Genomic DNA, 12,231 nt, shown 5'->3' with positions numbered 1-12,231 from the left:
TTAAGAGGCTGATATGAAAACCTTATCTCTTTTGATACTTTTTACCGGATTATTGTGGGCGCAAAGCAACGAACTCAAAACGGTCGACTATGTAGACATAAGTAAGTACGCAGGTCTTTGGTACGAAATTGCAAAAATACCAAACAAGTTTCAGGATCATTGCATAAAGGGAACCACTGCACTGTACAAGATAAAAGAGAACGGAGAAATTGAAGTTGTAAATTCCTGTATTGACGAAGAAGGTAAGATCGATAAAGCCGAAGGCATAGCGCGCGTTGTCGATAAAAAAACGAACTCCAAACTGGAAGTAAGTTTTTTCAGCATTCTGGGATGGCGTCCCGTATGGGGCGATTACTGGATTATCGGATTGGATGAAAATTACAACTGGGCGATTGTAGGAACGCCGTCGAGAAAATACGGTTGGATATTAAGCCGTACTCCTGAACTGAACAGCGAAGTCCTCGACCGGATATTTTCAATACTTAAAGAAAACGGTTATAATCCCGAGGACTTCGAGTTCGGCAGTCAATAAATATCAGAGGAACATTTGCGCGCCCGGACCGACTGGAATGCCGAGTATGAACCAGATAATGAATAATATTACCCATATAACAAAAAAAGTAAAAGTATACGGCAGCATTGTCGCAATCAGCGTGCCTATTCCCGCTTTAGAGTCGTATTTCCCCACGAATGCAATAATGAGAGCAAAGTAAGACATCATCGGAGATATGATGTTAGTAATGCTGTCTCCTACTCTGTAAGCCGCCTGAACCAGTTCGGGCGTATAGCCAAGAAGCATAAACATCGGCACGAAAACAGGCGCCATTACAGCCCACTTAGCCGAGGCGCTTCCGATGAATAAATTAATTATTGCCGAAATAATTATAAAGGCTATCAACAGTGGAATGGGACCCAAGCCTGAGGCTTTTAGAAAATTAGCGCCTTCGACCGCTACGATCAACCCTAAATTTGTCCAGTTGAAAAATGCGACAAACTGAGCTGCAAAGAAAACAAGTACGATGTAAGATCCAAGGGTCTCCATCGATTTGTTCATCCCTTTTACCGCATCGCTGTCGTTTTTGATTGTGCCGGCGCCTATTCCGTAAGCTAAACCGGTAATCAGTCCTCCCAGAAATATAAACGCAACAATACCTTTCAGAAACGGAGATTTAAGAATGCTGCCTGTATTAATTTCTCTGAGAAAACCGTTCTCCGGTAAAATACCCGCAAGAATTATTGCCGTGAACAGCAGGACTGCGTATGCTGTAAATTTCAGCCCTCTTTTTTCAGAACTGTCGAGCGGTTTGATTTCTTCCGCTTCCACGCTTCCGGAATACTTGCCCAGTCTGGGTTCCACAATTTTTTCCGTGACCCACGTGCCGGCAGCGGCAATAAAAAATGTCGAAACAAACATGAAATAATAATTTGCCGCGGCGTTTACTTCATATGACTTGTCTATAATGTGCGCCGCTTCTTGAGTAAGTCCGGCAAGAAGAGGGTCGATCGTACCGAGTAATAAGTTCGCGCTGTATCCTCCGGATACGCCGGCAAACGCGGCTGCCAGTCCCGCTATCGGATGACGCCCGGCGGCAAGAAAAATTATTGCCGAGAGCGGAACGAGAAGCACGTAGCCGATTTCGCTGGCGGTATTGGACAATATTCCCGAAAATACGATTACGAATGTTAAAAGCTTGGGCGGCGATTTAAGCACAAGCAATCTTAAAACCGCTCCAATCAAACCGCTGTGTTCGGCGACTGCGATTCCGAGTAAAGCAACCAGTACTGTGCCAAGCGGAGCAAACGAAGTGAAATTCGTAATCATATTTAAGATTATTCGATGGACGCCTTCGACGGAGAGTAAATTCACAGGTGTAATTACTTCGCCTGTGCCCGGGTGAACCACCGAAAATTCGAAAAGACTGACTATCCACGATAAGAAAACAACGGATACGGCAAAAAGCGCAAATAATGTTGTGGGATGAGGCAGCTTGTTGCCGACGTTTTCTACTATTGATAAAAATTTGTCGATGTATTTATTCGTATTATTGTTCTGCATTTTCTCTCTTTCGTTTCATTTTAATTTTTGGAGTGGAAATTCACTCGAACTTGAATTCTTTAGGAGCGCCGATTGATTTTAATAAATAAGCTATGCGGGCGGTATTTTCCACAAGTTCTGCATTGTTGAGCAGTTCTTCCAGATCTTTGCCAATTACAAACACGCCGTGATTTTCCATAAAAACTACTTTTATTTCTTTGTCTTTATATAAATCGGTGATTTCGTCAATTAGTTCATTTGAGCCTACCGGATGGTACTTAACAATGCCGCATTTTGAGAGCAATTTAACGGATTGTTGTGTCACCGGCGGGACTGTCATTCCCGCAGTCGCCCAGGCGGTCGAATACGGAGCGTGCATATGAAGTATTGCTCCGGCGTCTTTTCTGATTTTATAGATGTTGCCGTGTATCGGAGCCTCGTGCGATGGGGTTTTACCGTCAATCGTTTCATTGTCGAGCGTCATTGTCGTAATTCTATCGTAATCGAGAGAACCGAGCGAATAACCGGTCGATTTGACAATAAACTTATCAGTACCCGGAATCTTCACGCTTATGTCGCCGCCGGAGCCCCAGAAGAGCTGCCGGTCGTAACACCTTTTGGCTGTTTCGATCAATCGGTCTTTATATTCCTTGTATTCGATGTCCGATTGCGCCTTGCATCCGAAGATTATTATCAGAAATAACAATATTATCTTTTTCATATAGTACCTCTTTTTTTGTAGCAGCTCAATTTAATAAATCCGATCAATTCTGACTATAATAATCGAATTGCACGTCTCTTTTCGAATATTGTTATATTTACGTTTCGTAAAAATTACAGAAACTTTTGTATGCGAGTTTTGTAAAACCAAACGATTTTAAAAAATATAGAGGTGGCAAATTGGACATTTCGGCATTAAACGAAAAAATCAGACGCGAAAGCGAGTTCATTGACATTTTGTTTAATGAAATCGGCAAAGTGATTGTCGGTCAAAAATATATGCTCGAACGGCTGGTTATCGGATTGTTGGGCAACGGTCACGTGCTTTTGGAAGGCGTGCCGGGACTGGCAAAGACGCTCGCAATTAAAACTCTCGCCTCTTCGATGAAAGCCAAATTTCAAAGGATTCAGTTCACGCCGGATTTATTGCCTGCCGATTTGATCGGCACTTTAATTTACAATCAAAAAGACGGCAACTTTACAATTAAAAAAGGACCGGTGTTTTCCAATTTCATACTTGCAGACGAGATAAACAGAGCTCCCGCAAAAGTTCAAAGCGCATTGCTCGAGGCTATGCAAGAACGCCAGGTTACAATTGGCGACACTACCTTCAAACTCGACGAACCGTTTCTCGTTTTGGCGACTCAGAACCCGATCGAACAGGAAGGCACATATCCTTTGCCGGAAGCTCAGGTCGACCGCTTCATGCTCAAAGTTAAAATAACATATCCCACCAGGGAAGAAGAACTGAAAATAATGAAATTGAATTCTTCGCAAAGTTTGCCCGAAGTTAAACAAGTAATTAATCCGGACGACATACTGCGCGCTCGAAACCTTGTGCACGAAGTTTATATGGATGAAAAAGTTGAAAAATATATACTCGACATTGTTTTTGCCACGAGAAATCCGAAAGACTACGGACTGGACGAACTTACGGATTTAATTAGTTACGGAGCTTCTCCGAGAGCCACAATCAATCTAGCGCTAGGCGCAAGAGCTATGGCTTTTATAAGAAGGAGAGGATACGTAATTCCCGAAGACGTCCGTTCGATTTGTTACGACGTGCTGAGACACAGAATCGCCGTTACATACGAAGCCGAAGCGGAAGAAATTACTTCCGAAAAAATAATCCAGACAATACTTAACAGAGTGGAAGTGCCTTAATATCCGGATTCGATAATGATTGCCAAAGATTTACTCAAACAAGTAAGACATATTGAAATACGCACGCGCGGACTGGTAAACGAATTGTTTTCCGGCGAATACCATTCCGTATTCAAAGGCAGGGGAATGGAATTTGCCGAAGTGCGCGAATATCAGATCGGCGACGATATCAGAAATATCGATTGGAACGTAACTGCTCGTTTCGGACACCCGTTTGTGAAAGTCTTTGAAGAGGAAAGAGAACTGACGGTTATTCTTATGGTCGATATGAGCGGCTCTCTGCTTTTCGGAAGCGGAGAGAAAAACAAACAGAGAATAGCCGCCGAATTGAGCGCAATCCTGGCTTTCTCGGCGCTTAAAAACAACGACAAAGTCGGTTTGATTCTTTTTACCGATCAAATCGAAAAATTTATTCCTCCCAAAAAAGGAAAAACTCATTCGCTCAGATTGATCAGGGAAGTGCTTTCATTCGAACCCCGGGGCAACAAAACAAATATCAAACAAGCTCTCGAATACCTGAATCATGCGGTTAAAAAGAGAGCCATTGTGTTTTTGATTTCGGATTTTCTGGATGAAGGCTATGACAAAATCCTAAGAATAGTCGGCAAAAAACACGACCTCGTTGGAATCGTTCTTAACGACAGGAGAGAAAAAGAACTCAAAGGATTCGGACTGATTAAATTTCACGACCCCGAAACCGGCGGAGTCAGATTTGTCGATACTAACAGCGGAGATTTCGAGGTAAATTATTTTGAAACTATACGGAGATTGAACGATTACAGAAAATCGATTTTTATTTCCGGAGGAATCGACTCGGTTGAAATAGATTCCAGCCAATCCTATGTCAAACCTTTGGTTGAATTTTTCAAGATGCGGGAAAGAAGATGGTGAACCGGATATTCATAAATATTCTCCTTTCTATTTTTATTGCGGGGGGAATTAACGCTCAGCAAGTCTCGGTTAAGGCGACGACCGACACTTCCGACTATAAAATCGGCGACTATATTAAATATCAGCTGGAAATTACTCGTTCGCCGGACGTTAAAATATTGATGCCATCGATAAAAGATTCTTTGAAAAATCTCGAATTTATCGACACTCTTACGACTTCAATTGATAAAGTCGACAATAAGATTATCGAAAAGCGAGGCTATCTGTTTTCATACTATGATTCGGCGCGCGTAACAATTCCCTCATTTCGTATAAAATATGTAGCAGGCAAAGATACGGGACTTGCTCTTGTCGACAGTCTGGTTGTAAATGTTCATTCTCTAAAAATAGATCCGGAAAAAGATATACGCGACGTAAAAGCTCCCGTAACAATACCGTTAGACTGGCTGATGATATTCTTGATAATCTTGGTCGTCTTAATCGTATTGGCTCTGATTTATATTGCCTACCGTTACCGGAAAAAGAAAAAAGGCGCAGCGGAAGAATCAGTTGAGACGGTCAAAATACCGCCGCACGAAAAAGCTCTGGCTTCCCTCAAAGAGCTCGAAGCAAAGAAATTATGGCAGCGGGGATTTATAAAAGATTACCACAGCGAGATAACGGAAATAATCAGAAAATATTTCGAAGAAAGATTCGGATTCAACGCTCTTGAACAAACGACCTCCGAAATTATTGACGAGCTAAGGAAGAGTAATGACGGCGGAAAGATAATCGATACTTCGGAAAGGTTTTTCAATAATGCGGATATGGTAAAGTTTGCAAAATTCGAACCGCTTCCCGAAGTCAATGAAGAGATGATGAAACAGGCGTACGAAATTGTCGAGCGGACTGCTTACTATCCCCAAAAGGAAGTAGAGGCTGAAGAAAATGTTTAAGGATATTGAATTCGCAAATCAATGGGTTTTGTATTTACTGCTGTTATTGCCGTTGCTTTTTTATTACTGCTGGAAAAAGCGCGATAAATATTCCCCCTCGATTCTCTTTCCTTCGTTGAAGCTCTTCGGAGACGTGCCCGGAGGCATTAAGGAAAGATTGGTTCACCTGCCGGCTGTATTAAGATTGCTCGGAATCGGATTGCTGATAATTGCCTTTGCGCGACCTCAAACATTTTCGAGCGGAGAAAATATTTATACCGAAGGAATCGATATTGCAATTGTGCTCGACGTTTCGGGCAGTATGCTGGCGGAGGATTTCAAGCCCAACCGTCTCGAAGCCGCTAAAAACGTCATCGGAGATTTTATAAGAGGAAGAACGAACGACAGAATCGGTCTCGTAATTTTCGCGGGGGAAAGTTTTACTCAATGCCCGCTTACGATCGATTACAACGTATTGCGGAATCTTCTGGCAGAAATAAAAAGCGGCATGATCCAGGACGGAACAGCAATAGGAAACGCAATCGCAAACGGAGTTAACAGGCTTAAAGACAGCAACGCTAAAAGTAAAGTAATGATATTATTGACCGACGGAGTCAATAACGCTGGCGAAATTGATCCGGTAACAGCCGCGCAAATAGCTCAAAAGTTCGGCATAAGAATATATACAGTCGGAGTAGGTTCGCTGGGACAGGCGCCTTATCCGTTTCAAACGCCTTTCGGTATAAGAAGGCAGATGGTGCCGGTTGAAATCGATGAAAACTTGCTTAAACAGATTTCTCAAATTACGGGCGGCAAATATTTCCGCGCTACGAGCAACCGTAAACTGGCTGAAATCTACGACGAAATTGATAAACTCGAAAAAACTAAAGTGGAAGTGACCTCGTACCGTCATGCAAAAGAGTTATTTTTCTTTTGGGCATTGGGCGGTTTGATTTTATTGCTGACGGAATTTTCTTTGGATAAATTTTATTTAAGAAAGCTGCCTTGAATATGATTCGTTTTGAACATATCGAATTTTTATACGGTCTGTTTTTGATACCGCTGTTGATTGCGCTCTATTTATACCTTTATAAAAAGCAGACAAAACTATTAGGACGATTTAGTAATACTATATTGCACACCGTATTAATGCCGTCCTACAGCGGTTTAAAAAAACATCTTAAGTTCGGATTCTTTATAACGTCGATTTCCTTTCTGATGATTGCGCTGGCAAATCCGCAGGTGGGAACAAAAGTCGAAGAAGTAAAGCAAGTCGGCTTCGACGTTTATATATTGCTCGACGTATCGAAAAGTATGCAGGCGGAAGACATAAAACCAAATCGACTCGAAAAAGCCAAATACGAAATATCCAAACTGATTAGAAGGCTTCAGGGCGACCGCCTGGGTTTAATTGTTTTTGCCGGAAGGGCGTACATTCAATTTCCCCTTACGACGGATTACAACGCCGCCAATCTGTTTCTGAACGCTGTCGACTTTAATTCCGTTCCGCAGCAGGGCACTGCAATTGCCGCAGCTATCGACCTTGCGTTGAATTCGTTCAAATACGACGACCCGACGCAAAAAGCAATAATCCTGATTACGGACGGCGAAGACCACGAAGGCGATATCGACGCTTCGATTGAAAAAGCAAAAGATAAAGACGTGGTGATTTATTCGATAGGTCTCGGTTCGGCTTCGGGCGTTCCTATTCCGGTTTATAATCAGGCGGGAGTTCGCACAGGATATAAAAAAGATACAAACGGCGAAATCGTGTTAACGCGACTCAACGACGAGATACTTAAGAAAATTGCCGGTGAAACCGGAGGCAAGTACTATCACGGCACGAACACGGAAGACGAACTGGAAGCCATTTATAACGACCTGGCAAAAATTGAAGCGACCGAATACGGCGCCAAAAGAATAACCGATTATGAAGACCGTTTTTATTATTTTCTTGCGCCTGCGATTATTCTTTTGCTGCTCGACTTTCTGATTTCTTACAATAAGTCCCGATTCGCCGCTAAAATTGTAAATATGAGAGAGGTTTCGGAATGAAGAGGATAATAATATATTGCGCTGTTATTCTTTTGCTTCAGGGAGTCGCTTACGGACAGAGCGTTAGAAATTTAATAAACGAAGGCGCGGAGTTATATAAAGACGGAAAGTATAGCGAAGCCGAAGTGAATTTTAAGAAAAGTCTCGATAAAAAGAATGATTTGTTCGAAGGTCATTTCAACCTGGGCGACGCGTATTATAAACAGGGAAGATACGACGAAGCCATTCAATCCTTCAAAAATGCTCTCTCGTTTACCGACGATAATTTCCTGAAAGCGAAAATATTCCACAATATCGGCAACTCATTACTGAAGCAGGAAAAATATAAAGAAAGCGTCGAAGCTTACAAGAATGCCCTTAAGCTAAACCCCGACGATCTCGAAACCAAGTATAATCTTTCGTACGCTTTGAATAAAATGAAACAACAGCAGAATCAAAATCAAAACCAAAACCAGAATCAAAATAAAGATCAAAACAAGGATAAAAATAATAATCAGAATAAAAAAGAGAACCGGAATAACGACCAAGACAATAAAGACAACCAGAACGATAACAAAAATAAAAACGACAAACAAAATCAACAACGGCAGCAACAGCAACAGAAAAATCAGATTTCCAAAGAAGAAGCGCAAAGAATACTCGATGCGTTAAAAGACAACGAAAAAGAATTGCAAAAAAAGCTGCGTAAGATGCAGGGTAAACCCGTTAAAACGGAAAAAGATTGGTAATTCAACACCGGGTGGATTATGGAAAAATCTATTAGAAAGTTTGTAACGCTGATTCTGATTATTTGTAGCGGCGCTCTGCTCCGTGCGCAAAGTTTCAGCGCAAGCGTCGACAAAACAACCGTATCGCAATACGAACGATTTCAGGTTTATTTTACTTTCGAAGGGGAGTCGATTCATAATTTGACTAATTTCAGTCCGCCTTCTTTTGAAGGTTTCAGAGTTTTGAGCGGACCTAATCAATCTACGAGTATGCAAATAATAAACGGCAAAGTGTCGGCGTCCTTAACTTATTCTTATATACTTCAACCCTCGGGCATCGGTAAATTTACAATAGGCGAAGCGAGCGTCGACTACGAAGGCAAAATATATAAGTCCGAACCGATAACGATAAATGTAGTCAAAGGAACGCCGCAGGATAAAAAAACTTCGTCGGGCGAAATAACTGAAGAAGAATTAGCCAAAAGCGTATTCATACTGGCGGAAGCAAGTAAAACCCGCGCATACGTCGGAGAACAAATCACGGTAACTTATAAACTTTATACTAAAGTAAACATAGCCTCGCCACAAATAAATAAACTGCCACAATACCAGGGATTCTGGGCTGAAGAAATCGAACCGAGACAGACTATCAATTTTACGATTGGAACTTATAAAGGCGAAAGGTACCGGGTCGCAGAAATTAAAAAAGTAGCTTTGTTTCCTACGCGCGCCGGAGCGCTCAGCGTAACACCTTTCGAACTGAATGTGCCCGTTATAATCAGACGAAAGAGGTCGGGCAACGACATATTCGACGAATTTTTTAACGATTCCTTTTTCGGCAGAACGGAAACGATCGAATATACAGCGCGCTCGAATACTCTGAAAATAAATGTAATCCCTCTGCCTTCGGAAAACGTTCCGGCTTCGTTCAACGGAGCGGTGGGAAATTTTACGCTAAAGACCGAAATCGATAAGAAGGAAGCTTACACAAACGAAAGCATTACGCTCCGGTACACGATTTCCGGAACGGGCAATATAAAATTGTTAACTGTGCCCGAACCCCTGCTGCCGGCAGGCATAGAAAAATATGAACCGAAAGTCTATGAAAATATTAATCGCGGCTCCGTAATATCCGGTCAAAAAATTGCCGAATATCTGATTGTTCCCAGAACGCCCGGAAAAAAGGTAATCCCTTCTACGGAATTTTCTTTTTTCAATCCGTCAACAAAAAAATACGTGACAATTAAATCGCCGGAATACGAAATTAATGTTTTGAAGGGCGTCGGCGAATATGAGTCGCCGGCTTCAGGATTTTCCAAAGAAGACATTAAACTTCTGAGCGAAGATATAAGATATATCAAAACCTCGGATTTGGGTTTGACGAAAAAAGAAGAATCCGCGCTGATAAAACCGTGGTTCTGGATTATTTTGGTCGCCTCGCCTCTTACTTTGATGGTATTGATTTTGATCAACAGAAGGAAAGAAAAAATTGAAAGCGACGTTCGTTTGCTCAAATACAGAAAGGCTGAGAAAGCCGCAAAGAAAAGATTGAAAGCCGCCAAAAAAGCGCTCGACAATAACGATATAGAGAAATTCTACTCCGAATTGTCTTCCGCCCTTTTCGGGTATCTGGAAGACAAATTGGGCATCGACAAATCGGAATTTACAATTGAACTGGCTCTGGAAAAATTGAGCGCTTATAACGTACCGCAAGAACTGCTGGGTAAAATTAAGGATATATCGGAAAAGTGCGAGTTTGTAAGGTTTGCCCCTAAATCAGAAACCGTAATTTCAGCTAACGAGTTTTACAACACCGCAGTTAAAACAATAGTCGAAATCGATTCATATCTGGAGAAGAAAAAATGAAACTGCGATTAACGGCGTTTTTAATTTTAGCTATGAGTTTTAATTTAACGGCTCAGTCTCCCGAGGAGCTGTTTAAAAAAGCCAACGACTTTTACCGGCAGAAGAGCTACGATAAATCGATAGAACTTTATAATGAAATTATCAATTCAGGATACGAAAGCCCCGCGCTCTACTACAATCTCGGCAATGCGTATTTCAAATCTGGTAAGATCGGCTATGCCATTTTGTATTATGAAAAAGGATTGAAGCTCGAACCCGGCGACGAGGACATTCTTTATAATCTTCGGATTGCACGAGCAAGAACGGTTGATAAAGTGGAAGAAGTTCCCCGTATATTTCTGGTCGAATGGTGGGACGCCTTAGTGGCTTCTCTTTCGCTCGACGGATGGGCGGTAATTGTAATTTCCGTTTATCTGATATTTATGGCGAGTCTTGGCGGGTACTTCCTTTCCAGAAAGATTAATATCCAGAAACTCTCCTTCTTTACGGCTTCATTTGTTCTTCCGGTGTTGATTATACTTTCGATAATTCTGTACACAAGATACAACAGAGAAGAATCGGTGCGATACGGGGTTATGGTGGAAAGCGTATACAGCGTTAAAGCGGCTCCGGATGAAAACAGCAACGATGCATTCGTAGTACACGAGGGTTTGAAAATGGAACTGATCGACAAAGTGGGCGATTGGCTTAAAATAAAACTGCCGGACGGTAAAGTGGGATGGGTGGAAAGTAACGCTGTCGGACAAATATGATAACGGATGATAAATCGAAAGAATATAACCGGATTAAAATAATCGTATCCGTTTCCAAAACCGTCCTGTCGTTTATTCTGCTTCTGTTGTTTGTTGCCGGCGGTTGGAGCGCGCGCCTGGAACGATTAGCGCTGTCTTTAAACGGGAACGATTACATTGCATTGATTTTATTTATTGCATTCGCGGGCATAATAATAAATTCGATTCTGCTGCCCTTCGATTTTTACGAAGATTATCTGCTTGAACATAAATACGGCTTGTCGAATCAAAATATTGCGTCGTGGATAATAGAAAAACTTAAAAGCCTGTCGGTAAGCGGCGCAATCGGCATTCCGCTTATTCTGATATTTTATTGGACGCTTAAGAAGTTCGGTAATTTATGGTGGCTGCCGTTCGGCGTTGTTACTTTTTTGTTCTCGGTGTTTCTCGCCAGGATTGTGCCTCTCGTTATCATGCCGGTTTTCTATAAAATAACGCCGCTCGACAATGACCCGGTTAAGGATAAAATTAAAGAGCTTTTTGAAAATGCGGGACTGAAAGTGGAAAGCGTCATGCAATTCAATATGAGTAAGAATACAAAAAAAGCCAACGCTGCTTTTACTGGTTTAGGCAAATCAAAAAGAATATTATTGGCAGATACTTTGCTTGATAATTATTCGCCTCAACAGATAATTGCCGTGATTGCGCACGAACTCGGACATTACAAGAAAAAGCATATTATAAAAAATATTTTAATCGGTACGGTTTTCAGTTTTTTGAGCTTCTATCTGGCGGCGGAACTTTACGCCTGTGCAGTTGCCCTGTTCGGTTTTGACGGTATTGACAGGATTGCTGCGCTGCCGCTGCTGGCGATTTCCCTGGGATTTATTATGATAGCCCTTTCTCCGGTAATGAATTCCATATCGAGAAAATTCGAATACGAAGCGGACGAATACGCGGTCAAAACAACCGGCAATAAAGAGGACTTTATTAGCGCGCTCGAAGCTTTGTCGGAACAAAATCTTGCCGATAAAGATCCTCATCCGTTGGTCGAATGGTTCTTTTACAGCCACCCTTCGTTGAAAAAAAGAATTGGCTATATAAAAAAATTATAGCAACTTTGCGTTAGGATTAATACTAATATAGGG

12 protein-coding genes are annotated in these 12,231 nt (G+C 41.8%); 10 read left to right on the top strand and 2 right to left on the bottom strand.

Annotated features, from left to right (window positions below; translation table 11 throughout):
* The first annotated feature begins 13 nt into the window (after nt 1–13).
* On the top strand, nt 14–532 hold the full coding sequence (locus tag ACSSWA_RS06640; RefSeq protein WP_437355777.1) for a lipocalin family protein: 519 nt from the start codon (nt 14–16) through the stop codon (nt 530–532).
* Nucleotides 533–535: 3 nt separating this feature from the next.
* Here the strand turns inward: ACSSWA_RS06640 and ACSSWA_RS06635 are convergent, their stop codons facing one another.
* Complete coding sequence (locus ACSSWA_RS06635) at nt 536–2,056, bottom strand: AbgT family transporter (RefSeq protein ID WP_437355776.1); 1,521 nt, start codon at nt 2,054–2,056, stop codon at nt 536–538.
* 40 nt (nt 2,057–2,096) lie between these two features.
* Nucleotides 2,097–2,756, bottom strand: coding sequence for a class II aldolase/adducin family protein (locus tag ACSSWA_RS06630; protein WP_437355775.1), 660 nt, complete (start codon nt 2,754–2,756; stop codon nt 2,097–2,099).
* Nucleotides 2,757–2,935: 179 nt separating this feature from the next.
* Here ACSSWA_RS06630 and ACSSWA_RS06625 point away from each other — a divergent pair, with 179 nt between their 5' ends.
* From ACSSWA_RS06625 to ACSSWA_RS06585, 9 genes are read left to right on the top strand one after another with little or no spacing between them, the layout of a single operon-like run.
* Complete coding sequence (locus ACSSWA_RS06625; protein ID WP_437355774.1) at nt 2,936–3,919, top strand: AAA family ATPase; 984 nt, start codon at nt 2,936–2,938, stop codon at nt 3,917–3,919.
* 15 nt (nt 3,920–3,934) lie between these two features.
* Entirely contained in the window at nt 3,935–4,810 is an 876-nt protein-coding gene (locus ACSSWA_RS06620) for a DUF58 domain-containing protein (RefSeq protein WP_437355773.1), read from the top strand.
* A complete protein-coding gene (locus tag ACSSWA_RS06615; RefSeq protein ID WP_437355772.1) occupies nt 4,804–5,745 on the top strand; it encodes a hypothetical protein in 942 nt (313 codons plus the stop codon). Before ACSSWA_RS06620 ends, ACSSWA_RS06615 begins: the two co-directional genes overlap by 7 nt.
* Nucleotides 5,738–6,733, top strand: a complete 996-nt coding sequence (locus tag ACSSWA_RS06610) for a vWA domain-containing protein (RefSeq protein ID WP_437355771.1) — start codon at nt 5,738–5,740, stop codon at nt 6,731–6,733. Before ACSSWA_RS06615 ends, ACSSWA_RS06610 begins: the two co-directional genes overlap by 8 nt.
* Nucleotides 6,734–6,735: 2 nt before the next feature.
* Nucleotides 6,736–7,779, top strand: a complete 1,044-nt coding sequence (locus ACSSWA_RS06605) for a VWA domain-containing protein (RefSeq protein WP_437355770.1) — start codon at nt 6,736–6,738, stop codon at nt 7,777–7,779.
* A complete protein-coding gene (locus ACSSWA_RS06600) occupies nt 7,776–8,507 on the top strand; it encodes a tetratricopeptide repeat protein (protein ID WP_437355769.1) in 732 nt (243 codons plus the stop codon). Before ACSSWA_RS06605 ends, ACSSWA_RS06600 begins: the two co-directional genes overlap by 4 nt.
* 18 nt (nt 8,508–8,525) lie before the next feature.
* A complete protein-coding gene (locus tag ACSSWA_RS06595; RefSeq protein ID WP_437355768.1) occupies nt 8,526–10,352 on the top strand; it encodes a BatD family protein in 1,827 nt (608 codons plus the stop codon).
* A complete protein-coding gene (locus ACSSWA_RS06590) occupies nt 10,349–11,104 on the top strand; it encodes a tetratricopeptide repeat protein (RefSeq protein ID WP_437355767.1) in 756 nt (251 codons plus the stop codon). The genes ACSSWA_RS06595 and ACSSWA_RS06590 overlap by 4 nt, the downstream gene beginning before the upstream one ends.
* Entirely contained in the window at nt 11,101–12,198 is a 1,098-nt protein-coding gene (locus ACSSWA_RS06585; RefSeq protein ID WP_437355766.1) for a M48 family metallopeptidase, read from the top strand. The genes ACSSWA_RS06590 and ACSSWA_RS06585 overlap by 4 nt, the downstream gene beginning before the upstream one ends.
* Nucleotides 12,199–12,231 lie beyond the last annotated feature (33 nt).

Origin of the sequence: Melioribacter sp. Ez-97 (assembly GCF_051488665.1) — a bacterium.
Classification (GTDB): domain Bacteria; phylum Bacteroidota; class Ignavibacteria; order Ignavibacteriales; family Melioribacteraceae; genus Melioribacter.
The sequence above is the reverse complement of the archived record's forward strand: the minus strand, read 5'-3'. Positions and strand labels throughout refer to the sequence as shown.